Below are 24977 nucleotides of genomic sequence, written 5' to 3' on the forward strand. Positions count from 1 at the left end.
TGGCCCGCCGTTATAAAAGAGGGGATGACAGGATGGCGGCAGCAACCGCGGGCAAGGGCGGCAAAGACCTGATTCGGGGACCGATAGCATCGACCCTGTTGTTGTTCGCCATTCCGACGCTCGCCTCCAACGTGCTCCAGTCGCTGAACGGATCGATCAACGCTATCTGGGTCGGCCGCTTCCTGGGCGCGCAGGCGCTGGCGGCGACGGCCAATGCGAACATCATCATGTTCCTGATGTTCTCCGTGGTGTTTGGCTTTGGCATGGCCTCCACGGTGATGGTCGCGCAGGCCATGGGTGCGGGCAATATGGACGCGGCGCGGCGAGCCTTCGGATCGGCGATCGGCTTCTGCTTCGTGCTGGCGATGGTGGTTGCGGTCGGCGGGTGGCTTGGCGGCCCCGCCTTGCTGCGCCTGCTCGCAACGCCGCCGGAGGCGTTTGACCTCGCCCTCATCTATCTTCGCGTCATCTTCGTGGCGATGCCGGCGACATTGCTCAGCGTCATGATGATGATGGGCTTGCGGGGCACGGGTGATGCGCGCACGCCGCTGATCTTCATGATCGTCAGCGTGGCTATCGACCTGGTGCTCAATCCCGTGCTGATTCTGGGGCTGGGGCCGATTCCGGCGCTGGGCATCGGCGGATCGGCTGCGGCCACGGCGATTGCGGGCTTTGCCAGCCTGATCGGTCTTGTCTGCTATAGCTATGCCAAGGACTTGCCGTTGTGTCTGAAGGGGCGCGAAATCGCCTATCTGCGTCCGGCGTGGGCGGAAGTGCGGGTGATGCTGGGCAAGGGGCTGCCCATGGGATTGCAGATGATCGTCATGTCCGCCTCCGGCCTCGTGATGATCGGTCTCGTCAATCGCGAAGGGTTCCTCATCACCGCGGCCTATGGCGCGGCCCAGCAGATCTGGACCTATCTCCAGATGCCCGCCATGGCCATAGGCGCGGCGGTCAGCGCCATGGCGGCGCAGAATATCGGCGCGGGACGGTGGGACAGGATCGGCCGGATCGCCGGTTACGGCATACTCTATCTGCTTGCGATCACCGGCGCGATGATTGCCGTGATTCTGCTGTTCCACGAACCCTTGCTGGCCCTGTTCCTCGGCAGTAACGAAGCTGCCAGCGCTGCCGCATGGGAGATGCAGCTTCGCGCGAGCTGGAGCTTCATGCTGTTCGGGCTGGTCATGATCCTGTTCGGCGTGATGCGCGCCAATGGCGTGGTGGTGCGTCCGCTGCTGATCCTGATCTTCACCCTGTTCGGTGTTCGGCTGGGCTTCTATTATTGGGCCTATCCGCATATCGGCGCGAATGCGCTGTGGTACAGTTTCCCGGTGGGATCGAGCGTGGCGCTGGCGCTGGCGGCCGCCGTCTACCTGCACGGGGGATGGCGCAAGGCCAAGCTGATCGTGCCGCTGCACGAAGAGGAATGCCGCGAATCCGTCCATGCCGAAAGTGAACCGGCCGGACGCATCGCGCCAGCCGGATAAGGCTGGTCAGCGTCCCTGAGAGCGCCAGCGTGTGATGGTGCGGTCGAGAATGTCGGCCTCGCCGCCCGTTTCGCGCCATTGTTCCGTGAAACTGGGGTCGCCTGAAGCGGGCCGCCGCTCCTCCTCCAGCGTGTCGAGCGCGACGCGGATCGGTACGGCGACGCCTTCGCCACAGATGATCGCCTCGCGATTGCGGAGCGCAGGGATCGAATCGAGGAAACCGCGCGCGCCCTCCGGCATGGCGGCCTTCACGAATGCCTGGTCGCGATCATTGTTGAGGCGCATCGAAATGATCGTGCCGCACTGCGAAAGCACGCCTTCGGCCAGGTCTGATGGGCGCTGCGTGATAAGGCCCAGCGACACGCCATATTTGCGGCCTTCCTTGGCGATCCGCTCCAGTATGCGGCGGACGGCCTGACCCGATCCCGCCGTGGTGCTGGGGATGTATCGATGCGCTTCCTCGCAGACGAGGAGGATGGGCCGCTGGGGCTCATCCCGCGCCCAGAGCGCATAGTCGAACACCAGTCGCGACAACACCGACACGACGACGGATGTGATGTCGGAGGGCATGGCCGACACGTCGATGATGGAGATCGGCTTGCCGCCGGAAGGCAGGCGGAAAATCTTCGCGAGGAAGTCCTGCATGGTGTCCGCCACCAGCATGCCCGAGAACATGAAGGAATAGCGCGGGTCCGACCGGATTTCGTCGATCTTGGTCTTGAGCCGCATATAGGGCAGGGTGCCGGTGCCCTTTTCCAGCTTGCCCATTTCATTCTGCAGGATGTTGGTGAGGTCCGACAGCAGATAGGGGATGGGGGAATCGACCGTCAGGCGACCGATGCTTTCGGCAAGCCGGTTCTTCGAGCGCGCGGCGAGCAGGCATTTGGCGAGGATGTCGCTGTCCACCGTCCGCTCGGACCCCTGCGACGTCACGAACACCTCGCAATGCTCTTCGAAATTCATGAGCCAATAGGGCAGCGCCAGATTGTTGACATCGAACACGGCGCCGTTGCGGGCAAAGGCGGCGCCATATTCGCCATGGGGATCGATCATGACGATATGGCCCTGCGGCGAAAGGTCGCAGATACGGTGAAGGATCAGTGCGGCGCTGGTCGACTTGCCGGTGCCGGTGGAACCCAGCAGCGCGAAATGCTTGCCCAGCATCGAATCGACATATAGCGCGGCGCGCGTGTCTGCGGTGGGATAGACCGTGCCGATCTGCACATGCGGCTTGTCGTCGGCGGCGTAGATTTGCCGCATATCTTCGCTGGAAACCGGATGGATTTCTGCGCCAGGCCGGGGGTAGCGGGTCACGCCGCGACGGAAATGGTGGATGCAGCGGGTGACCGGTTCTTCCTCGCCCTCGCCCAGAAAGTCGATGTCGGCGATGATGGTGCCATCATTGGCGCGATCCAGCGCCATGGCGCGGATGCTGGCGATCAGCCAGCTCTGGCCGACGCGCATCTTCACCTGGCTGCCGACCTGCCCCGCAGTTGCGATGCAGGGATCGTCATGTTCGCCCAACTGTTCCAGGCGAACGGCGTCGAGGATGATTTTGGAGCTTGATCCGGCCGTTTCGAACACGATTCCGATCGGTCCGACGAGGGAGAGGGGCACAGGCGCGGCGGCCGGTTTGAAATGAACTGCGTCTGACATGTAGTTCATGATTATTTCCCATCCCCCCATGGCCGGTTCATCTTCCGGCAAACAGGAGGACGCTAGCGCCGATTGGTAAAAATAGGCTTATGCAGCGCAGAATGTGCGGAAATGGGCGCATGATGACGCGCAATAGGTTAAGCGCGGCTTGTCGAAGGTCCGTTTTGGATCGGATTGGAAGCGGGACGGGCGGAGGAACATGAATCAAGTCGGGGCATTGAACATGCGTAACGATCCGGAGCTTGCGTGCAGACAAGATTGACGATGAACCCCGCGCGCCAGTCGGATGCCATCTCCATTGCCCGCGTCCTGTGCATATTGGGTGTGGTCTATGTGCATGCCTGGACGGGGCTGAGCGGCGCTGATCTGGCGCAGCTTCGCGGCACGCCGCAGGAAAGCCTCCGCTGGGTGCTTATGGAGATTTTCGGCCATAGCGCCGTACCCTTGCTCGGGCTGATTTCCGGCTGGCTGGTGAGCGGTTCGTCCCGTACGCGGGACTGGAGCAGCCATATCGGCCGCAAGGCGCAAACCATATTGCTGCCCATGCTGACATGGAATGCGCTGGGCATCCTATTGGTGTCCGGCGCGGCATTCCTGTTCCACATGCTCGCGCCCGTGCCGCATTCGGCGGAATGGATCGTGCAGGAACTCTTCATCGTCAGCCGCAATCCCGACATCAATGTGCAGATGCCTTTCCTGCGCGATCTCTTCCTGTGCATGCTGGCGGCACCCCTGCTGGTGCGATTGCCGGGCTGGTTGCTGGTGACGGTGGCGGGCATGGCGCTCGCCTGCCAGATCAGCGGGCTGGGGCCGCCCGTGCTGATGCGGCCGTCGATCCTGTTCTTTTTCGTCATCGGCATGCTGGCGCGGCGCGGAACGCTGGCGGACCGGACGGCGGCGCTGCCTTTTGCGGTGGCCGCCGCGCCCTTCCTCCTGCTCATGTCGTTTCAGCTCCTGCTGATCCTGCCCCCCGGTCCCGATCCGTCCGGGGTGCCGGGCGCGACGCTCGACATGGCGGTGCGGATCGCCGCGGCCCTGTTCTTCTGGCGGCTGTCCTGGGCACTGGCCGACAGTCCGGCGCGGGGCTTGCTGCTGAAGATCGAGCCCTATGCCTTTCTGCTGTTTTGCGTGCACCTGATCCTGATTTGGCTGGGCGGCCCGTTGCTGGGCATGTTGTTCGGGAAGCTGGGTTCGCCCCTCTATCCGGTCTACCTGATCGCGCAGCCGTTCCTCGTCCTTGCGGCGGTGGTCTTGCTGGGCACGCTGCTCAGCCGGATGGCGCCGGGCGTTGCCGCGTTCCTGAGCGGCGGACGGTTGCGCGAGGCGTAAGGATCAGGCCGGCTCGCGGGCGTTGATCGCCTGTGCGGCGGCCATGGCGATGGCGAAGCTGTGCTGGCGGGCTGCCGCGTCGAAAATCTGTCCGCTGACGATGATTTCATCGGCGCCGGTGCGGTCGATGAAGGCGGCCAGGTCGCGCTCCACATCGGCCTGCGTGCCGATGCTGGAAGCGCTGAGCACCTTGTCCAGCATCTTGCGGGCCTGAATGGGCAGCGTTTCATAATAATCGCGCACGGGCGGCTGCAACTTGCCGGGCTGGCCGAAGCGGAGGCTGACGAAACTCTGCTGCATCGACGTGGCGATCCACTGGGCTTCGTCCATCGTGTCCGCCGCAAAGACATTGAATCCGGCCATGACATAAGGCCGGTCAAGCTGCACCGAGGGACGAAATTCGCTGCGGTAGAGGGCGATCGCCTCATCCAGCGCGGCGGGTGCGAAATGGGAGGCAAAGGCATAGGGCAAACCCAACGCGGCAGCCAATTGTGCCCCGAACAGGCTCGACCCCAATATCCAGAGCGGCACATCCGCGCCCGCGCCTGGCGTCGCCTGAATGCCCAGGCGCGGATCGTCCGCGAAAAAGGCCTGAAGTTCCATGACGTCGCGAGGGAACTGGTCCGGCCCGCCCGTCAATGTCCGCCGCATCGCCTGCGCGACACGCTGGTCCGATCCCGGCGCGCGGCCAAGGCCCAAATCCACCCGTCCGGGAAACAGGGCGGCCAATGTGCCAAATTGCTCGGCGATCAGGAGCGGCGCATGATTGGGCAGCATGATGCCGCCCGCGCCGATGCGGATGGTCGATGTCGCATGACCGGCATGGGCCAGCACAACGGCTGTGGCCGCCGAAGCGATGCCCACCATGCCATGATGTTCAGCCACCCAATAACGGTGATAGCCCAGCTCCTCTGCATGGGCGGCTAGTGCGGCAGCGTGGGAGAGGGCGGTGGAAGCGTCACTGCCTTCAGTGACAGGGACGAGATCGAGCAGGGAAAGAAGGGTCATGACCCGCATATGGGGACAAGCCCCGTTTTGTTTCAACACGAAATCTGGGCGGTTTCACACCGCCCGGCCAAATCCGGCTGTCGCGCTTGCCGCGCGGCGGCCGAAAGCGGCTGGTTTCCGCATGGCCAGCGGATTGGCTTCCCGGTCCAGCAGTGCGAGCGTTTCGGCGAAACATGGACGCAGGGCGACCACGATCTCGATCAGTTCTTCCGGGCTTTCATGACATTCGACGCAGCGGCGGGCGACCATTTCGATCTGTTCCGCCATGAAGCTCAACCGATGGGCGCCGAATTGGGCGGCTTCCCCTTTCAGCTTGTGGGCGGGAGCCACCAGGGCGGCGGCGTTGCGGTCGCGAAAGGCTTGTTCGATCAGGCCGATCGCCTTTTCGCCATCCTCGCGAAAATAGCCCAGAATCCGCATGAACGCCGTGGCCAGTTCGGCTCGGGTCCGCTTAAATTCCTGCCAGTTCACCAATTCGGCATTGCCGTGGGGCACCCTCGCCACTCCTTGCTCAAGCGGAACGGCATAGGGAGGCCGCGTAAATAGCAGGTTAAGGGCGCGAACCTGTCTCCCGGTGCCGGACGATCGAAAAGCATCCGCCATCCATCGTCGCGAAGGCCCAGCCCTGTTCCCGCGCCAACGCTTCCAGTTCGCCCGGCGCGATGGGGTCGTCGGCTTCGATGATGATCGCATCGGCGTCCCGCATGGCGCGGGCGGCGCGCAACGCGGGCCATGGGCATTTCATGCCCCGCGCGTTCACATGGGTCGGCGCGGCGCTATTTGCTGGCATAAGGGTTCTTGGCGCTCCGCAGCGTCAAACGCACCGGCACCGCACCGAAGCCCAGTTCCTTGCGGATGCCGTTCACCAGATAGCGGCGATAGCTTTCCGGCAGTTCATCCAGCCGCGTTCCGAACAGCACGAAGGTCGGTGGCCGCGTCTTGTTCTGGGTGATGTAGCGCAGCTTGATCCGCTTGCCGCCGGGGGCAGGGGGCGGGTTGGCTTCCAGCGCCCGTTCGAACCAGCGGTTGAGGATGCCGGTCGACACGCGCTGCGACCATGAGGTGCGCGTTTCGAAGGCGACGCGGATGAGGTCGTCCAGTCCTTTGCCGGTCGCGGCGGATACGGTCATGATCGGCACGCCGCGCACCTGCGCCAGGCCATCGGACAGCGCCTGCTTGATGCCCTGATAGAGCGCCGAGCCATGTTCCACCGTGTCCCATTTATTGAGCGCGATGACGAGCGCGCGCCCTTCCTCCAGCACCTTGTCGGCGATGCGAAGATCCTGCGCTTCCAGCCCTCGCGTGGCGTCGAGCAGCAGCACGACGACCTCCGCGAAGTTGACGGCGTTGAGGCCGTCCGACACGGCGAGCTTTTCCAGCTTGTCCTGCACCTTGGCGCGTTTCCGCATCCCGGCGGTGTCGATCAGGCGGACGGGTCGCTCTTCACCATCGGCGTTGGTCCACGCCCAATCTACGGCGATACTGTCACGGGTGATCCCTGCTTCCGGGCCGGTCAGCAGGCGGTTTTCGCCCAGCAGCCGGTTGATGAGCGTGGACTTGCCCGCATTGGGACGGCCGACGATGGCGAGTTTGAGCGGTGCGCTTTCATCGTCCTCGTAAAATTCCTTCTCATGCTCATCGCCATCCTCGCGTTCGAGATGGGGGAGGAGAGCCTGGAACAGGTCCGCAAGGCCCTGCCCATGTTCGGCGGAGAAAGGAATGGGTTCGCCCAGGCCCAGGCTGAAGGCTTCCATGACGCCCGGATCGGCCGCCTTGCCTTCCGCCTTGTTGGCCACCAGCACGACGGGCGCAGGACTTTCGCGCAGCCAGCGGGCGATTTCCTCGTCCAGCGGGGTAATGCCCGCGCGCGCGTCGATCAGGAACAGGGCGACATCGCAATTCTGGACCGCCGCCTGCGTTTGCATCCGCATCCGGCCGGGCAGGGTCTGGGGATCTTCTTCCTCATACCCCGCCGTGTCGATGATCGTGAAGTCGAGGCCGAGGAGATGCGCCTCCCCCTCCCGCCGGTCGCGCGTGACGCCGGGCTGGTCGTCGACCAGCGCCAGTTTCTTTCCGACGAGCCGGTTGAAGAGGGTGGACTTGCCCACATTGGGCCGCCCGACAATAGCAACTGTGGGCAGCATGATGAGGGCCCGTTTCCTTCTTTCCGTAGCGCCTTACCGTAGCGCCGTCAGCTTGCCGTCATCGGCAAGAATATAGAGCGTGTTGTTGGCCACCACCGGGGGCAGCGACATGCGCTTGTCCATTTCGATATCGGCCTGCACCGCGCCGGTCGCGGGATCGGCATAGACCAGATCGCCGTGCGTCGATACCAGAACCAGGCGATTGCCCGCCAGAACCGGGCCGGTCCAGCGAATCGCCTTGTCCTTCTTCTTTTCCTTCTGCCAGCGGCGGAGCTGGCTGATCCAGCGGATCTTGCCGGTGGCGCGCGCGACGCAGAGCAGCTTGGCGTCGCTGGTGACGACGAACACCCATTCGCCCACCACCCACGGCGTCGAAATGCCGCCGATATTGATTTCCCACAGGCGCTGGCCGGTGACGAGTTCATAGGAGGCCATGCGGCCCGCCTGTCCGATGGCGAACACGCGGCCACGATCGATCACCGGGTCGGCGTCGATGTCCGTCAGCGATGCGACCGCCGTGGAAATGCTGGTGCGCGAAAGAGCATCGCCCCAGAGCGAGCGGCCATTTTCATAACGATAGGCGGTGAGTTCGCCGGAGCTGTATCCCGCGATCACCGTGCCTTGCGCGGCGGCGGGGGCGGCGACGCCGAACACGCCCGTCACCTGAAGCGTCCCGCTGTCGGTCCACTGGACCGCGCCATCGGTCTGATTGAGCGCGAAAATCTGGTTGTCCTGCCCCATCACATAGGCATGGCCGTTGGCGAGTGTCGGCGCGCCGCGCAGCGGGCCGCCGGGCCGCTTCTTCCAGATGATGGCGCCGTTGCTGGCATTGAGCGCGGCCACGTCGCCGATGCCGGTGCTGGCGAAGACTCGGTCGTCCACGACGCTGACGCCGCCGCCGAACAGGGCGCGGCCATTGCCTTCGGAAGGCAGGGGGGTCTGCCACAGCTTCGCGCCGCTATTGGCGTCATAGGCGATGACATGGGCGCCCGCGTCGATGACGTAGAGCTTGCCGCCCACGATGACCGGCGCTGCCGCCAGCCGCGCCTTGGGGGTGCTGCCCTCGATGGACGCGGACCAGATTTGCCGCGGCGAAGCGCCCAGCGCGAGATGTCCCATGGTCTTGGACGGTGCGCCGCCCGGCTGCGACCATTGATCGTTGGCATAGGGTTCGGGCAGCGTGACCGGCACGTCGGCCAGCGTCGGATCGACCTCCACCCCCTGTTCGGCGGTCAGGATCGATGTCCGCTTGCCGACCACGGGTGTCTTTGGCCCGCCCTTCTTGCCGCCGACGATGCCGCAACTGGCCAGCATCGCTACCATGGCGGCAACGGTCAGGGCACGGCCCATGGCCGAAAACTTGGTCATTTCCTGCATCCCCATGCGCTCGCTTATCCCTCAGAGCCTTCGGTCGGCGTTTCGACCGCGTCCACCCCCAATAGCCCGGCCATCTGTCGCGCGCGTGAACGGATGGACTGCGGCACATTCTTGTCCTTGGCCATGGCCGCGAAAAGCGGCCCGGCGAGATCGCGTTTGCCCATCTTCATATAGGCGATGGCGACCATTTCTCCGGTGCTGCCGAACCACGGCGCGCCTTCGACGGCCAGCGGCTTCAGCCGATCGACGATCTGCTGGGGCTTAAGGCTTTCATATTCCAGCGCCGTCTGCCGGATCAGGGCGAGGTCGCGATAGGGCTGGTCCAGCGAGCTGTCCTGCGCCATCGCCTGATAGATGGCGATCGCGGTCTTTGCATCGCCCTTGCCCGAAGCGGTGCCCGCCTTGATGAGCTGGGCCGAAGCGCGATAACCCGGCTGGCTTGCCTGCGCCAGCGCATCCAGCTCCTTTGCGTCCGGCGCGCCGCCGCCCATGGCGGTGCTCAGCACCTTGTCCATCTGTTCGGACACGGCTTCCGATTGGGTCTTGCTGTGATGCTGCCAATAGAGCCAGCCCCCGAAAGCCGCGAGGCCGACGACCACCGCAACGGCGATCCAGCGCCCGAACCGCTGCCAGAAGGTCAGCAGCCGGTCCTGACGGACGGCATCGTCCACCTCGCGCATGAAGGCTTCGCTATTTTGCGGCGTCAGGGCCACGCTTGTCTCCGGGAAATATGATGGTCATTATGTCGAAAGGCGCGATCATTAGCGGTCGCGGGGCAAGGCGCAAATCACTTTTTGGGCCGATAGACCTGATCTTCGGTCGGAAAGACGCGGGCGCGCACGTCGGCGGCATAGTTTTTGACCGCCCCTTCGATCGTTTCGGCCAGATTTTCATAGCGTTTCACGAAACGCGGCACCCGATCGAACATGCCCAGCATGTCGTCGATCACCAGCACCTGCCCGTCGCACCGGGCCGATGCGCCAATGCCGATGACCGGAATGTCGATGCTGCCCGTGATGGCGTCGGCCAGTTCCTCCATCACGCCTTCCAGCACGACGGCGAAGGCCCCGGCATCCGCCACAGCGCGGGCGTCGGCCATGATCTTGGCATGTTCCTGCTGGCTCTTGCCCCGCGCGCCATAGCCGCCCAGCGCGTTCACCGCCTGCGGGGTAAGGCCGATATGCGCCATGACGGGGATGCCCCGCTGGCTCAGGAAAGCGATGGTTTCGGCCATCGCCTGCCCGCCTTCCAGCTTGACGGCGGCGCAGCCCGTTTCGGCAAGGATGCGGCTGGCGGCGGCAAAGGCCTGCTGCGGGGAAGCTTCATAGGCGCCGAAGGGCATGTCGACGATGACGACGCTGTGATAGCTGCCGCGCACTACCGCCGCGCCATGGGCGATCATCATGTCGAGCGTCACCGGCAGGGTGGAAGGCAGGCCGTAAATCACCTGCGCCAGCGAATCGCCCACCAGCAATATGTCGCAATGGGGATCGAGGATCTGGGCCTGCCGCGCGGTATAGGCGGTCAGCATCACCAGCGGCTCGTCCGTTTTCCCCTCGAACTTGCGCCGCTGGATGGCGGGCACGGTCAGGCGCTTCATCGGCGCTGGGGTAGGATTGGCGCGGCTGGTCGACGTGTCGAGCGTGAAGGTCGTGGACATGGGCTGTGCTCTACCCCAGCCGCTTCCCCGGCGCAAATGCCGGGCCAGCCGGATCGGCATTATGTGCCGCCCCGACTGGCCCGGATCGTATCAGAACGAGAATTTGATCGTTCCGCCCCACGTCCGGGGGTCGCCGGGCTGACCGGCGATCAGGCCGGTGTTGCCGGGCGCGACCTGAAGATTTTCGATATAGTTCACATCGAAGGCATTCCGCACCCAACCGAAGATGTCGAAACCCTCGCCGCGGAAACCGGCGCGGAAGTTGGTCAGCGCATAGCCCTTCACCTCCGTATAGATTGACGGCGAGGCGTTCGAATTCCAGCGCGAGCGGTAATTGCCGTCGACACCCAGATAGACCTGGCCTTCCTTCGCCAGCAGCGTGACCGGGGCGTTGACCTCCGCGCCGTAGGAGAAGGCCCATTTCGACACGCCGGGCAGGCCCTGACCGGAAATGTCGCACTGCCGCGGGCTGAGCGCGCCAGGGACGCCGGGCTGCGAATAATCGGGCGTGGCGTCGGCGGGCTGCAACGTGCCGCCGGACAGTTCGGGCGGGCAGGGGGCGTTGGTGAACTTCTTGTACTTGGCGTCGGTATAGGCGCCGTTGGCGTAAGCGGTGAAGCGTTCGCTGGCGACGACCTTGAAGTCCGCCTCGATACCCTGCGACCGGACCTTTTCCGCATTGGCCAGATATCCGCGCACGGTGCCGAACTGTCCGCCGTTCACCGTCGCCTGGAAATTCTTGATGTCGGTGCGGAAGGCGGAAAGGTTGAAGGTGGCCCGGCGATCCCAGAACTGGGTCTTGAGGCCCACTTCGAAATGGTTGACCGATTCCGGCTTCACCGTGCCCGCGTCGTAATTCACCGTATTGTCGGCATTGAGCGGCAGGCCGTTCTGGTTGATGCCCAGCGTCTTGAAGCTCTTGGCATAGGTCGCATAGGCCAGGATGTCGCGGGCGATCTTGTAATTGACGTTGAAGTCGTAGGTGAAGTTCCACGCGCTGTCGGACGGCGCGCTGACCTGCGGCTGGTAAACGCCGCATTGCGCGGCGAGCACGGCGGGCAGGGCCGTGCCCGGCGCCGGGGTGCAATTGAGGGTCTGGCCGGCGCCGTCGGTGACGACGCGCTGATAATAGCCGGACTTCTTGTCATAGTTGAGGCGCGCGCCCGGCTGGATCGTCAGGGCGTCCGTCACCTTCCAGCTGAGCTGACCGAACAGCGCCGCGCTGGTGCTCTTGAGATATTGCGTGTTGGTGGCGGTCAGGCCTTCGAGGACGCTGGGATCGCTCGCCAGTGCGCCGGACAGGCTCCACCGGCTGGCGTCGGAGCCTTGCTGCTCGGTGCCCTGCGTGTCGATCCGCTGCTTGAAGCCGAACAGTCCGACCACGAAGTCGATCTTCTGGCTTTCATAATTATAGCGGAATTCCTGGCTGTACTGGTCCTGCTGCGAAGGGTTTTGCGACTTGGACACGATCGACAGGCCGGTGAAATCGCGATCATTCTCCGGCTTCCAGTCCCAGAAGCGCCAGGCGGTGACGGAGGTGAAGGTGCCGGCGCCGACATCCCACTTCACCCGGAGCGACGCGCCGCCGATCTTGTTGCCCGCATTCAGGCTGGCGTCGGTGTCGGTCAGGCGGTCATAGGGATTGGTGCTGGGCACGGCATAGTTGCGGCCGGGACTGGCGGCGTTGATCGCGTTGACGAGTTCGTCATATTGCCGGTTGGGCGCGCGCTGGGTCTTGCCGACGCGGACATAGACGGTGCCGCAGCATTCCGGGTTCTGCTTGCTATAGTCGCCCGACAGCGTGATGCTGAGATCCTCGTTGGGCTTGAACAGCAACTGGCCGCGAATGCCCAGATTGTCCTGCTCGTTGACCCAGCGGTCGGTGGTCGTGTTGTAAAGCGTGCCGCGCCGACTGGTCGAGGCCACGGCGATGCGCGCGGCGATGGTGTCCGACAGGGGGCCGGAGATGGCGGCCTTGGCCTGCTTGTAGTTGAGATTACCGACGGTCAGTTCGGCGCGGCCCTCGAAATCGAAGGTCGGCTGGTTAGTCGTGATATTGATCGCGCCGGCGGTAGTGTTCTTGCCATAGAGCGTGCCTTGCGGGCCGCGCAGCACTTCGACCTGAGAGACATCGAGGAAATCGAAGGTCGCGGCGGCGACACGCGAATTATAGACGTCGTCGACATAGATGCCGACACCCTGCTCAAAGCCATCGCTGGTCAGGCCGAACGGCACGCCAAGGCCGCGAATGTTGACCGATGTGTTGCGCGGATTGGTGGTGTAGACTTGCAGCGTCGGCGCGAGCTGCTGGAGTTTCACGACGTTGAAGTTGCCGGTGGCTTCGATGCTGTCGCCACGGATCACGGAGATCGCCAGCGGCACTTCCTGCGCCGTTTCCTGACGGCGGCGGGCGGTGACGATGATCACCTCGCCACGGCTGCTGGCTTGTTCGGTGCTGTCCGCGGCGGGCGGAGCTTCCTGTGCAAAGGCCATGGGTGTGATGATGGATGTGCCCGCCACGCTGGCGAGCAACAGGAAACGCGCAATCATATTTTTCCCCTTCCGGATGTCCGGTGAATGTTGATCGCGGCCTTTCCGGTGGTCCGGTCAAAACCGATGCTTGGGGTATTCTCATTGGTGCGGCTTACCCCCCAAAGCCGCTCGCCGCCCTTTTCGGCGGCGCAAATCATACGGCCCCCGTTCCCTGTCAGGCGTGGAGGCGCGTCTTTTCCGTCACGTCGATCTGCACCACGCGCGCGTCATGCACGGTCAGCGTGATGGAGCCGAAGCGCAGCGCTTCCAGAACGCCGCGCACCTTGTCGATGCTGAGCGTGATGTCGGGACGCGTTGCCGCGGCGCGGTCGTGGCGGATATCTGTCATGGTCTTTTCATTCATAAGTGTTGGGCTCGCTATATCTCAACTATAATGATAGACAAAAAAGCAAATATAGGGAGCATGCAAGTTTGTCTTGCAACGCCCGGGTCAACGCGATGCGCTGATGCGATGGGCGTCCTGATGCACGGGATGGATGGCAGGGCGAATTTGCCGCATGGCGCTGGCCTGATCGTGTGCCTGATCGATCAGGTTTTCCAGCAGGCTCTGGCCAAAGGCCCAGTCGCCCAGCCGCGATTCGGCGTTGATATGGCCGCTATGGCCCGCATCCATGAACTTGCTGCCCCAATTCTTGGCGATGCTGTGGGCGCGTTCGAAGAAGATATAGGGGTCGTCCCGGCTCGCCACGACTATCGACGGAAAGGGCAGGGGGGCGCAAGGCGTCGGGCCGAACCCGCCGATGGTTTCGGGTGTTTCCATCCGGTCGCAATCGGGTGGCGCCACCAGCAGCGCGCCCGTCACCGGCCAGCCATAAGCCTGGCTTTGAAGCGCGCCCCACCATGCCACCGCCAGGCAACCCAGACTGTGCGCCGCCAGCACCACCGGCGCTTCCGCTTCGCGGATGGCCGTATCGAGTCGGGTGACCCATGCATTGCGATTCGGGCTGGCCCAGCTACCCAGATCGACTCGCTGGCAGTCGCCACGCCGTGCTTCCCACAATGTCTGCCAATGGCCTGGACCGCTATTGTTAAGGCCCGGAATCGTCAGCACGACAGGCTGGCGGGTGTCACGGGCATATCCGAAATATTCCATGGTGAGCAGCCTCATCCTCACGCCTAGATCAGGCCCTCAATATAATTCTATTTATTTAGTAGACAATAGAAAAGCGGCAGGATGTGCCTGACGTCGGCTAACCTATCTGGAGGGGAGGGCAGGGAAGGCTGGCGGCAACCATCCTCCCCTCCGGCGCCTACCAGGGATAGACCAGCCCATAATATTGGTAGACGCTGCGCCCATAATTTTCGTCATAATCCGGGCGGTTCTCGGCATTGTGGCTGGGTGCTTTTTCCAGCACTTCCTTGCTGAGGTCGACCACATAGCCGCCCTTGTCCACATCATAGTCCAGCATCGACCAGGGCAGCGGATAATGATCGTTGCCGATCCCCAGAAAACCGCCGAAGGACAGCGTTGCGTAACGCACCTGCCCACCCCGCTTTTCCACCATGAAATTGGATATGTGGCCCAGTTTCTCTCCCGCCAGATTGAATACGGCGGTGCCTTCGACGCGGTCGGATGCGATCAGGTCGCGGCCGGCTTCCACTCCTATGTCGGTCATTGCCATTCTCCTGTAAGACAAGGTGCCGAAAATCGGCGTCTCTATAATGCAACCATGAAGGCGAGATCGAGTTCCACTCGCGACAGAGCAGGAGTAAAGTCATGAAGATCAATCGCAGCGGATCGGCCGTCTGGAGCGGCGGCCTGAAGGACGGCAAAGGCGCGATCTCCACCCAAAGCGGCGCACTCAATGCCTATCCCTATGGCTTTGCTGCCCGGTTCGAAGGCGTGCCCGGTTCCAACCCGGAGGAGCTGATCGGCGCAGCCCATGCCGCCTGCTTCACCATGGCGCTATCGCTGATCCTGGGTGAAGCGGGGCTTACCGCCGAAAAGATAGAAACCGCCGCCGTCGTGACGCTGGAGCAGCAGGAGGGTGGCTTTGTCATCACCGCCAGCAAGTTGACCCTCAAGGCGAAGATACCGGGCGTCGATACCGTCGCCTTTCAGGAACTGGCCGCCAAGGCGAAGGCGAATTGCCCCGTCTCCAAGCTGTTGGACACGGACATCAGTCTGGATGCCGAGCTTATGGGATAGTCATATCCTGCGCGTCCGCGACCATGTTTCCGTCGGGCGATGCGAAGGCGGCTGGCCCAATCACGCCTGCGACTCCGATTATTATTCTATGTCGCCGGCTTGCGAAATTTGAGCGTCATGCGGTCGCTTTCGCCGATCGCCAGATATGTGTCCCGGTCGGCATCTCCCTGGCTCAGCACTGGCGGCAGGGTCCAGACACCCTTTCCCCAATCGGCCGTATCCTTGGGATTGGCGTTGATTTCCGACGCGCCGACATATTCGAAACCGGCCGCCTCCGCGATCTGGCGGACGGTCGAAACCTTGAGATAGCCGCTGGTCTTTTCCAGCGCGCTGTCGCGATCTTCCGGCAGGCGATGGTCGACGATGCCCAACGTGCCGCCGGGTTTCAGCATGACGAACAGGGTTTTGAATGTCGCCGCCTGCGAACCGCTGGCTACCATATTGTGCACATTGCGGAAGGTCAGGACCGTATCGACCGTCCCGGCGGGAATCTGCGCGGCCTGATCGGGATAGGCGACCAGCTTCACCCGATCGTAGACATTCGGCTTGGCGGCCAGAAACGCCTTGTAGCCATCGAGATAACGTCCGCTGGGTTGCAGCGCGTAGAAGGTGCCCTGATCGCGCAGCAGCGGAGCGAGTATCTCGCTATACCATCCGCCGCCCGGCGAATATTCCACCACCGTCTGCTGGGGCGTGATCCCAAAGAAGGCGAGCGTTTCGGCCGGATGGCGGTAGCGGTCGCGCGCGACATTGGCGGGGGTGCGATTGGGATCGGCGACAGCGGCGCTGATCGGGTCGGCCGCCTTGTGCGCGGCATGATCGCCATGGCCCGCATGTTGCGCGGCGAGCGGTGCGATGGGCAGGGCGGCTGTCAGCAAAAGGCCGACGCAGGCGAGGCGGTTCATCGGACACCCTCTTCTTTTTGGGACGGACCCTGAAGATGACGGCCTCTTCCCCTCCGCGCAAGGGGGCATGGCGAACGACGCCCGTCAGCCATGTTTCGTCACAAAAGTTCAAGCCGTTCGCGAAAAAGCGGAGCGCGCGATCTGCGTCCTAGAGGCAGGCTTCCAGGAAAGGCTGGTCGAAACCGAACTGTCGCGCCTTGTCCAGCGTATAGGGGCGCAGGCCCATGGAGCGATATTCGCCCACGATCTTCCCGCTGTCGTCCTCATCATGATATTCGAACTTGAACAGTTCCTGCGTGACGATGACATCGCCCTCCATCCCGATCACCTCGGTGATGTTGGTGACGCGGCGGGAGCCGTCGCGCAGGCGCTTCACCTGCACGATCAGGTCGACCGAATCGGCGATCTGCTTGGAAATCGCTTCCTTCGGAATCTTGATGTCGCCCATCAGGATCATATTCTCCATACGGCCCAAACACTCGCGCGGGCTGTTGGAGTGGAGCGTGCACATGGAGCCGTCATGGCCCGTGTTCATCGCGGCGAGCAGGTCGAAACATTCCGCGCCGCGGATTTCGCCCAGGATGATGCGGTCGGGGCGCATACGCAGGGCGTTCTTGACGAGGTCGCCGATGCTGATCGCGCCCTGTCCTTCCAGGTTCGGCGGGCGGGTTTCCAGCGGCAGCCAGTGCGGCTGCTGCAGGCGCAGTTCGGCCGCGTCCTCGATGGTCAGCACGCGCTCGCCCGGATCGATCATCTTCGACAGGGCGTTGAGCATGGTGGTCTTGCCCGAACCCGTGCCGCCCGAAATCACGATATTGAACCGACAGGCGCCCGCGATCTTGAGCGCGGTCGCCATCTTTTGGCTCATCGCGCCCCATTGGGACAGCATGTCGATGGTGATCGGCTTGGCGGAGAATTTACGGATGGAGATGGCCGTGCCGCGCAGCGAGAGCGGAGGCACGATCACGTTGACGCGGGAGCCGTCGGGCAGGCGCGCGTCGGCCAGCGGCGTGGTCTGGTCGACGCGGCGGCCCACCTTGTTCACGATGCGCTGGGCGATCTGGAACAGATGCTCCTCGTCGCGGAACTTGATCGGCGCGATCTGGAGCTTGCCTTTCTTTTCGATATAGGTCTGGTCGGGGCCGTTCACCATGATGTCGGTGACGTCCGGGTCGGCCAGCAATTCCTCCAGCGGACCAAGGCCCAGCAGTTCGTCCACCAGCACCTTTTCCAGCGCGAATTGTTCGCGCCGGTTGAGGGTGAGTTTCAGTTCCGCCAGCACTTCCATGATGATCGGCCGGAATTCCTCGGCCAGCTCATCCTTGGTAAGGGTCGCGGCGGCTTCGGGATCGACGCGCTCCAGCAGGCGGGGGAGCACCTGTTCCTTGATCTTGTGGACCGATGCCTCGAAGCCCTGCGGTCCGGTATCCGCCGCATGTTCCAGGTTCGCGCGATCGGCCAGGCGCTGCATCGCATCGGCGTTGCGCTGCATCTGGCTGGTGGGGGCGGACAGGGGGTCGAGGGGCGCTTCCCCCGGCAGGGCGATCGTTTCGAGCGGCGGGAACTGTTCCCCTCCCTGCGTCTCTTCGCGCACCGGGGCATGCATGGGTCGCGCGACGCCGAAACCCGGCTTGATGCCGGCAGGTCCATTTTTCCGTCCAAATGCGCTCATGACTCTCCGCCGCAAATTGCGTGTTCAGGCCGACCATGCAGGGCAAGGCCAACCGGATATGGCTGGAAAAGGTGAATAGGGTGGAAACTTTGACAAATGGCTAATGCGGCCGAGGGCGCGGGGGGGGGGCAAACAGCGGCGGCGCTGGCGGTTAGGGGGAGTGGCCTGTCCGCCATTCCTATCTCCGTTCGCCCTGAATAGGGGCAGAGCGGAGCCGAAGGCCCGTATCGAAGGGTTGCTCGCCCGCCACTGTCCTTCGATACGCCCCTTCGACAAGCCTGTCGTCAGCCCTGTCGAACGACTCAGCCCCTATTCAGGGCGAACGGAGGGAAGAGGTTCGCCTCGGGCCGTAACCGGTCGTCTCGCGATACGAAGGCTCCTCAATCAGCCAGCACCCAAAAGAAAAACCCCGCACCATAAGGGCGCGGGGTTTATTCTCCTATCCATACCCATCCTGCGATTGGACTGGAAAGCGGTGATTTCAGCCCGCGTGTTCAGCGAGAACGGTCAGGCCCTTTTCATTGACCTCCGCAAAGCCGCCCTGCACGGGAATGACTTCCGGCGCGGCGCCCGCCGCGCTGAAAATCTGGATCGCGCCGTCGCGGACGGTCGACATGAAGGGCGCATGGCCTTCCAGCACGCCGAAGTCGCCATCGGTGCCGGGCACCACGACCTGCCAGACCTCCTCCGAACGGACGAGCTTTTCCGGGGTCACGAGTTCGAAATGCAGTGCCATCTTCTTTTCCTTGGCCCCTCCCGCCGGGGGAGGGGCTTTGAGCTTGCGACTTACGCGGCTTCAGCAGCCAGCTTCTTGGCCTTTTCGACCACTTCGTCGATGCCGCCGACCATGTAGAAGGCTGCTTCGGGCAGATGGTCATATTCGCCTTCGACCACGGCCTTGAACGACTTCACCGTGTCTTCGATCTGGACGAACTTGCCCGAAATGCCGGTGAAGACTTCGGCGACGTGGAAGGGCTGCGACAGGAAGCGCTGGATCTTGCGCGCGCGGGCGACCGTCACCTTATCCTCTTCCGACAGCTCGTCCATGCCCAGAATGGCGATGATGTCCTGCAGCGACTTGTATTTCTGCAGGATTTCCTGAACGGCGCGGGCGGTGTCGTAATGTTCCTGACCCACGACGCGCGGTTCCAGAACGCGGCTGGTCGAATCGAGCGGATCGACCGCCGGATAGATGCCGAGTTCGGAGATGGCGCGGTTGAGAACGGTCGTCGCATCAAGGTGCGCGAACGAGGTCGCGGGCGCCGGGTCGGTCAAATCGTCCGCGGGAACGTAGACGGCCTGCACCGAGGTGATCGACCCCTTGTTGGTGGAGGTGATGCGTTCCTGAAGCTGGCCCATGTCGGTCGCCAGCGTCGGCTGATAGCCCACGGCCGAGGGAATACGGCCCAGCAGCGCCGACACTTCCGCGCCCGCCTGCGTGAAGCGGAAGATGTTGTCGACGAAGAACAGCACGTCCTGCCCTTCCTGATCACGGAAATATTCCGCGATGGTGAGGCCGGAAAGGGCGACGCGCGCGCGGGCGCCCGGCGGTTCGTTCATCTGGCCGTAGACCAGCGCCACCTTGGACCCTTCGGAGATCGCATTGCCCTCGGCATCCTTGGCGATAACGCCCGCGTCGAGGAATTCGTGATAGAGATCGTTGCCCTCGCGGGTCCGCTCACCCACGCCCGCGAACACGGAAGTGCCGCCATGGCCCTTCGCGATGTTGTTGATCAGTTCCTGGATGAGCACGGTCTTGCCCACGCCCGCGCCGCCGAACAGGCCGATCTTGCCGCCCTTCGCATAAGGGGCGAGAAGGTCGATGACCTTGATGCCGGTGACGAGGATGCTGGCGTCGGTCGACTGGTCGACGAACTCGGGAGCCTTGGCGTGGATCGGGGCGGTGAGGGTGGTTTGCACCGGACCGCGCTCGTCGATCGGCTCGCCGACGACGTTCAGGATGCGGCCGAGCGTCGCGGGGCCGACGGGAACGCTGATCTGCGCGCCGGTGTCGGTCACTTCCTGACCGCGGGTCAGGCCCTCGGTCGAATCCATCGCGATGGTGCGGACGGTGTTTTCACCCAGGTGCTGGGCGACTTCCAGCACCAGCCGCTGACCGTTGTTGCTGGTTTCCAGCGCCGAGAGAATTGAGGGCAGCGCATCGGGGAAGGTCACGTCGACGACAGCGCCGATGACCTGCGAGATGCGGCCTACATTGTTGGTGGTTGCCATGACTGCTTCCTTGCGTGCGGTTGTCTTAAAGGGCTTCCGCGCCCGAGATAATTTCGACGAGTTCGGTGGTGATCGCGGCCTGGCGACTGCGGTTGTACTGGATCGTCAGCTTGTTGATGAGGTCGCCGGCGTTGCGGGTCGCATTGTCCATGGCGGTCATCGACGCGCCCTGTTCGGACGCGTTGTTTTCCAGCAGCGCCTTGAAAAGCTGCACCGTGATGTTGCGCGGCAGCAGGTCGTCGAGGATCGCTTCCTCGCTCGGTTCATATTCCACCGTCGCGGCGATGGCGTTGCGGTCGGCGTCCTCGGGGATCTTGACCGGGATGATCTGCTGCTCGGTCGGGATCTGGGCGAGGGCCGACTTGAAGCGCGAGAAGAAGAGATGCGCGACGTCGAACTTGCCGTTCAGATACATGTCGGTCAGTTCGTGGGCGATCTGTTCGGCCTGGCTATAGCCCGGTTCCTTCGCGCCGGTGGTGTCGAACTGGGCGACGATCATGCCGGGGAAAGTGCGGTTGATGACCGGACGGCCCTTGCGGCCGATCAGGTAGAAGCGAACCGTCTTGCCCTGCTGGATGAGTTCGTCGGCCCGCGCGCGCGCCGCCTTGACGATGTTCGCGTTGAACGCGCCGGCAAGCCCGCGGTCGGAGTTGGCGACGACCAGCAGATGCACTTCATCCTTGCCGGTGCCCGCGAGCAGCGGAGAGGCGCCTTCGCCCGATCCGCCCGCGATCTTGGACGCGAGGGAAGCGACAACGGCTTCGAGGCGCTGGCTGTATGGGCGCGCGGCTTCGGCCGCGGCCTGCGCCTTACGCAGCTTCGCGGCGGCGACCATCTGCTTCGCCTTGGTGATTTTCTGGGTCGACTTCACCGACCCGATGCGGAGCTTCAGTTCCTTGAGGCTGGCCATGACGAACCTTCTGGTTCGTCATCCCGGCATGGGGACCGGGATGACGGTTACAATCTTACGCGAACGTCTTGCCGAACGCGTCGAGCGCGGCGACGAGCTTTGCCTTCGCGCCATCGCCCAGATCCTTGCTGTCGCGGATTTCCGCGAGGATTTCGGGGTGATCGTGACGCAGATAGGCCAGCATCAGTTCTTCGTAACGGGTCACGTCCTTGACCGGCACGCTATCCAGATAGCCGTTGGTGCCCGCGAAGATGGACGCGGTCTGCTCCTCGAAGGGCAGGGGCGAGAACTGGGCCTGCTTGAGCAGTTCCGTCAGGCGCGCGCCGCGGTTCAGCAGCTTCTGCGTCGACGCGTCGAGGTCCGAACCGAACTGGGCGAAGGCCGCCATTTCGCGATACTGCGCCAGCTCCAGCTTGATCGAGCCGCTGACCTTCTTCATCGCCTTGGTCTGCGCGGCGGAACCGACGCGCGACACCGACAGGCCCACGTTGATGGCCGGGCGGATGCCCTGGTAGAAGAGGTTGGTTTCCAGGAAGATCTGGCCGTCGGTGATCGAGATCACGTTGGTCGGGATGTAGGCGGACACGTCGCCTGCCTGCGTTTCGATGATCGGCAGAGCGGTCAGCGAGCCTGCGCCGTTGGCGTCGTTCATCTTCGCAGCGCGTTCCAGCAGGCGGCTGTGCAGATAGAAAACGTCGCCCGGATAGGCTTCGCGGCCCGGAGGACGGCGCAGCAGCAGCGACATCTGGCGATAGGCGACGGCCTGCTTGGAAAGATCGTCATAGACGATGACGGCGTGCATGCCGTTGTCGCGGAAGAACTCACCCATGGTGACGCCGGTATAGGGCGCCAGATACTGGAGCGGAGCGGGTTCCGAAGCGGTCGCGGCGACGACGATGGAATATTCCATCGCGCCATTTTCCTCAAGCTGCTTCACGATCTGCGCGACGGTCGAACGCTTCTGGCCGACGGCGACGTAGATGCAGTAGAGCTTCTTCGACTCATCGTCGCCCGCATTGACGCCCTTCTGGTTGATGAAGGTGTCGATCGCGACGGCGGTCTTGCCGGTCTGGCGGTCGCCGATGATGAGTTCGCGCTGGCCGCGGCCCACGGGGACGAGGGCGTCGATGGCCTTGAGGCCGGTCTGCACGGGTTCATGCACCGACTTGCGGGGGATGATGCCCGGCGCCTTGACTTCCACGCGCTTGCGCTCGGTATATTCGATCGGGCCCTTGCCGTCGATCGGGTTGCCCAGGCCGTCCACGACGCGGCCCAGCAGGCCCTTGCCCACCGGAACGTCGACGATGGTGCCGGTGCGCTTGACGGTGTCGCCTTCCTTGATCTCGGCGTCAGAGCCGAAGATCACGACGCCGACATTGTCGGCTTCCAGGTTCAGCGCCATGCCCTGCACGCCATTGGCGAATTCGACCATTTCGCCCGCCTGGACGTTGTCGAGGCCATGGACGCGGGCGATGCCGTCACCCACGGTCAGCACGGAGCCGACTTCGCTCACCTGCGCTTCGGTGCCGAAATTGGCGATCTGGTCCTTGATGACCTTCGAAATTTCTGCGGCGTTGATATCCATGTTCAGCCTTTCATCGCCATGGCGAGACTATTCAAACGGGTGCGGATGGAGCTGTCGATCATCTGGCTGCCGATCTTGACGACCAGCCCGCCGAGAATCGCGGGATCGACTTTCGCGTCGACCGCGACATCGCGGCCGACACGCGCCTTGAGGCTCTTGCTCAGGGCGGTGATCTGGGTCTTGGTGAGCGCATGGGCGCTCGTCACTTCGGCGCGAACCTCGCCCTTGTGATTCGACAGCAGCGTTTCATAGGCGCGGATGACCGCGGGAAGCTGCGACAGGCGGCGGTTCTGCGCCAGCACGCCCAGGAATTTGGTGGTCAGGGGGTCCGTCCCGATCGACGCGGCCACGGCGGTCATCGTCTTGCCCGCCGCATCGCGACTCAGCACAGGGCTGTTGATAAGCCCCTTAAAATCAGCCGACTGCGCGATCGCGGCCTTGAGAGCGGCAAGGCTCTCGGCAACGGTGTCGAGCGTCTTGCCGTCGCGGGCCAGATCGAACAGCGCCACCGCATAGCGGCCGCTTAGGCTAGCCTGAATACCGCCGGTAGTCTCCACGCGCTTACCGTCCTCCACTCAATATGCCGGTCATGCAAAGAAAGGGGAGCAGTCACGCCCGTTCCCCTGTTGCGGGGCCGGTTAGCAGCGCGATTATGACTATGCAAGCCATGGAGCGCGATTCATTCGCATGGGGTCAGGCATGGCCCCATGGCGGGGCCTCCCTCGACCGGCAAAATGGTCAGTTTTGCGGGTCGGCGGGGGCCAGCCGGCCCTTTTGGCACCGATAGACCAGCCGTTCATTGGGCTGGGCGGGCAGAAGGGCGGACAAGTCGGATCGCAGCGCCGAAATGCGGGCGAGCAGGTCGGAATCGCTGCTGCACCCCTTGATCGGCTTGTCTTTCAGGAGCGCGCGGGCCTTGTCCATCGTGTCGCCATCGGGCAGCCAGCGCTGGACCCTGAGCAGGCCGGTCGCCGGGTCGAATTCGCTGACGCTCACGAAATTGCGGTCTTCGGGCACATGGGCGCGCTGCCATTTCGTGCCGGTGGAGACATATTGCGTCTGCCGGTCGACGCAGCCGCCTTCGGCCCAGTGGAAGGGAATGTCATTGGCCTGCGACACCGTCAGGCGGCTGCGGCTGAGGTCGATGCGGCAGATATTGTCGCCCGCCCATGCGAATGCCCGGTTGCTGACCGTCCCTTGATCCTGGGGCAGGACGATCCGTTCGTCGATGCTGGAGAAGCTGGGCTTGAGAAAGAACAGCCCCAGCGCGGCGAACAGGGCGACGCCCCCGCCGGCAAGCCACCATGTCGCGCGCTTTTCCCGCTTCTGCGAGTAGAACAGGCCGCCCGCGCCAAGGCACAGCACCGCGACCGCCAGCAGCACCGCCGCGCCCGCCATGGCGTTTTCGCGGGCGGAGATCACGTCGCGTTCCGCATCGTCGCGGGCCTTTGCCATCGCCGCTTCATGGGTGTCGGCCTGCGCCCGTTCGCTTTGCTCGGTCGCCTGCGCCTCACGCTGGGTGATGGCCGCTTCGGCCGCGTCGGCTTCGGCCATGGAGCGGCACGGGACGACCGTGTGCAGCGACGACACGCCCGCCTGCCGCAGGAAGGAGGCGACCTCCCGCCAGGAAACCGCGAATCCGAACTCGGCGTCATTGCCGTCCGACACCGAACCGAAGCTGTTGACGCCCAGTACCCGTCCGCAATCGTCCACCAGCGGCCCGCCGCTATTCCCGGCGGCGAGCGGAGCGGTGTGAAGGATCGTGTCGAAGCTTTGGGTCGACCGGCCGGAGGAGACATTGCCGCTCGTTTTCACCGTGCCCAGCGGCTCCACCATCTGCTTGAGGCCCAGCCCCTGCGCCCGGTCCACCGTGCCGGGATAGCCGATGGCGGTCACATGCTGCCCATCGCTGACCGCACCCGCATAGAAGGTGCTGACGGGCAGGCTGCCTTCTTCCAGTTGAATCAAAGCCAGATCATTGCCCGGCGAATAGGCGATCACGCGGCCGCCAAAGGTCTTGCGCCCTTCGGACGGGATCACGCCGATGACGAGATTCTTTTCTTCGCGCGTCAGTTCGACGACATGGGCGTTGGTCAGCACCTTGTCCGGCGCGACGGCAAGGCCGCTGCCATGGCCCACGAAATAAGCCTCGCTTCCGTCCGTCGCGACCAGCACGACGCGGACCACGCCGCGCGCGGCGGCGGCGATGTCCTGCTGTTCGGCGCGCGCCATGGCGGGCATTGCGAGGGCAAGGATCAGGCAGAGGCGGCGAAGGAAAGCGACCATAGTGGCGCGCATACATATGCT

23 protein-coding genes are annotated in these 24977 nt (G+C 63.7%); 3 read left to right on the plus strand and 20 right to left on the minus strand.

Annotation, left to right across the window (positions count from 1 at the left end; genetic code table 11):
* Nucleotides 1-32 precede the first annotated feature (32 nt).
* The gene (locus LDB26_RS02610; protein ID WP_062063817.1) at nt 33-1490 is read left to right on the plus strand and encodes an MATE family efflux transporter; all 1458 of its coding nucleotides are present in this window, start codon (nt 33-35) and stop codon (nt 1488-1490) included.
* A gap of 6 nt (nt 1491-1496) precedes the next feature.
* Here LDB26_RS02610 and LDB26_RS02615 read toward each other — a convergent pair whose 3' ends face one another.
* Nucleotides 1497-3155: an ATP-binding protein gene (locus tag LDB26_RS02615; protein WP_257540185.1), complete on the minus strand. Its 1659-nt coding sequence runs from the start codon at nt 3153-3155 to the stop codon at nt 1497-1499.
* Between the two features lie 255 nt (nt 3156-3410).
* On the opposite strand from LDB26_RS02615, the gene LDB26_RS02620 reads away from it, so the two are divergent.
* Nucleotides 3411-4475 (plus strand): acyltransferase, encoded by a 1065-nt coding sequence (locus LDB26_RS02620; protein WP_062063819.1) that lies wholly within the window; start codon nt 3411-3413, stop codon nt 4473-4475.
* 3 nt (nt 4476-4478) lie between these two features.
* Here the strand turns inward: LDB26_RS02620 and LDB26_RS02625 are convergent, their stop codons facing one another.
* From LDB26_RS02625 to LDB26_RS02675, 11 genes are all read right to left on the minus strand, one after another.
* Nucleotides 4479-5483, minus strand: coding sequence for an LLM class flavin-dependent oxidoreductase (locus LDB26_RS02625; RefSeq protein ID WP_257540187.1), 1005 nt, complete (start codon nt 5481-5483; stop codon nt 4479-4481).
* A 54-nt stretch (nt 5484-5537) separates the two neighbouring features.
* The gene (locus tag LDB26_RS02630; protein ID WP_257541953.1) at nt 5538-5978 is read right to left on the minus strand and encodes an Hpt domain-containing protein; all 441 of its coding nucleotides are present in this window, start codon (nt 5976-5978) and stop codon (nt 5538-5540) included.
* Nucleotides 5979-6033: 55 nt separating this feature from the next.
* Nucleotides 6034-6273, minus strand: a complete 240-nt coding sequence (locus tag LDB26_RS02635; protein WP_062063823.1) for a sulfurtransferase TusA family protein — start codon at nt 6271-6273, stop codon at nt 6034-6036.
* Nucleotides 6260-7627, minus strand: a complete 1368-nt coding sequence (der, locus tag LDB26_RS02640; protein WP_257540189.1) for a ribosome biogenesis GTPase Der — start codon at nt 7625-7627, stop codon at nt 6260-6262. Before der ends, LDB26_RS02635 begins: the two co-directional genes overlap by 14 nt.
* Nucleotides 7628-7660: 33 nt before the next feature.
* Nucleotides 7661-9004: a PQQ-binding-like beta-propeller repeat protein gene (locus tag LDB26_RS02645; protein ID WP_231746467.1), complete on the minus strand. Its 1344-nt coding sequence runs from the start codon at nt 9002-9004 to the stop codon at nt 7661-7663.
* 14 nt (nt 9005-9018) lie between these two features.
* Nucleotides 9019-9717: a tetratricopeptide repeat protein gene (locus tag LDB26_RS02650; protein WP_062063828.1), complete on the minus strand. Its 699-nt coding sequence runs from the start codon at nt 9715-9717 to the stop codon at nt 9019-9021.
* Nucleotides 9718-9791: 74 nt separating this feature from the next.
* Complete coding sequence (gene panB / locus LDB26_RS02655; RefSeq protein ID WP_257540191.1) at nt 9792-10664, minus strand: 3-methyl-2-oxobutanoate hydroxymethyltransferase; 873 nt, start codon at nt 10662-10664, stop codon at nt 9792-9794.
* Nucleotides 10665-10754: 90 nt separating this feature from the next.
* Nucleotides 10755-13214 (minus strand): TonB-dependent receptor, encoded by a 2460-nt coding sequence (locus LDB26_RS02660; RefSeq protein WP_062063832.1) that lies wholly within the window; start codon nt 13212-13214, stop codon nt 10755-10757.
* A gap of 157 nt (nt 13215-13371) precedes the next feature.
* The gene (locus tag LDB26_RS02665) at nt 13372-13545 is read right to left on the minus strand and encodes a YezD family protein (protein ID WP_231746425.1); all 174 of its coding nucleotides are present in this window, start codon (nt 13543-13545) and stop codon (nt 13372-13374) included.
* A gap of 102 nt (nt 13546-13647) precedes the next feature.
* Nucleotides 13648-14310, minus strand: coding sequence for an alpha/beta hydrolase (locus LDB26_RS02670; RefSeq protein ID WP_062068555.1), 663 nt, complete (start codon nt 14308-14310; stop codon nt 13648-13650).
* A 157-nt stretch (nt 14311-14467) separates the two neighbouring features.
* Complete coding sequence (locus LDB26_RS02675) at nt 14468-14833, minus strand: PRC-barrel domain-containing protein (protein WP_062063835.1); 366 nt, start codon at nt 14831-14833, stop codon at nt 14468-14470.
* 101 nt (nt 14834-14934) lie between these two features.
* Between LDB26_RS02675 and LDB26_RS02680 the strand changes: the two genes are divergently transcribed.
* Nucleotides 14935-15366 (plus strand): OsmC family protein, encoded by a 432-nt coding sequence (locus LDB26_RS02680; protein WP_257540193.1) that lies wholly within the window; start codon nt 14935-14937, stop codon nt 15364-15366.
* Between the two features lie 86 nt (nt 15367-15452).
* On the opposite strand, the gene LDB26_RS02685 is transcribed toward LDB26_RS02680, so the two are convergent.
* The 8 genes from LDB26_RS02685 to LDB26_RS02720 form a co-directional block, all read right to left on the minus strand.
* The gene (locus LDB26_RS02685) at nt 15453-16271 is read right to left on the minus strand and encodes a class I SAM-dependent methyltransferase (protein WP_257540195.1); all 819 of its coding nucleotides are present in this window, start codon (nt 16269-16271) and stop codon (nt 15453-15455) included.
* 148 nt (nt 16272-16419) lie between these two features.
* Nucleotides 16420-17943, minus strand: coding sequence for a CpaF family protein (locus tag LDB26_RS02690; protein WP_257540197.1), 1524 nt, complete (start codon nt 17941-17943; stop codon nt 16420-16422).
* A gap of 481 nt (nt 17944-18424) precedes the next feature.
* A complete protein-coding gene (locus tag LDB26_RS02695; protein ID WP_062063842.1) occupies nt 18425-18679 on the minus strand; it encodes an ATP synthase F1 subunit epsilon in 255 nt (84 codons plus the stop codon).
* Nucleotides 18680-18729: 50 nt separating this feature from the next.
* A complete protein-coding gene (gene atpD / locus LDB26_RS02700; RefSeq protein ID WP_062063844.1) occupies nt 18730-20175 on the minus strand; it encodes a F0F1 ATP synthase subunit beta in 1446 nt (481 codons plus the stop codon).
* A 25-nt stretch (nt 20176-20200) separates the two neighbouring features.
* Nucleotides 20201-21085 carry a F0F1 ATP synthase subunit gamma gene (locus tag LDB26_RS02705; protein ID WP_062063846.1) on the minus strand — a complete coding sequence of 295 codons (885 nt, stop codon included), beginning with the start codon at nt 21083-21085 and terminating at the stop codon, nt 20201-20203.
* Between the two features lie 55 nt (nt 21086-21140).
* A complete protein-coding gene (atpA, locus tag LDB26_RS02710; RefSeq protein ID WP_062063848.1) occupies nt 21141-22670 on the minus strand; it encodes a F0F1 ATP synthase subunit alpha in 1530 nt (509 codons plus the stop codon).
* A 2-nt stretch (nt 22671-22672) separates the two neighbouring features.
* Complete coding sequence (locus LDB26_RS02715; protein ID WP_062068557.1) at nt 22673-23227, minus strand: F0F1 ATP synthase subunit delta; 555 nt, start codon at nt 23225-23227, stop codon at nt 22673-22675.
* 181 nt (nt 23228-23408) lie between these two features.
* A complete protein-coding gene (locus LDB26_RS02720) occupies nt 23409-24956 on the minus strand; it encodes a S1C family serine protease (protein ID WP_062063850.1) in 1548 nt (515 codons plus the stop codon).
* Nucleotides 24957-24977: the final 21 nt, after the last annotated feature.

Origin of the sequence: Sphingobium sp. CFD-1, assembly GCF_024611115.1 — a bacterium.
Classification (GTDB): Bacteria; Pseudomonadota; Alphaproteobacteria; order Sphingomonadales; family Sphingomonadaceae; genus Sphingobium; species Sphingobium baderi_A.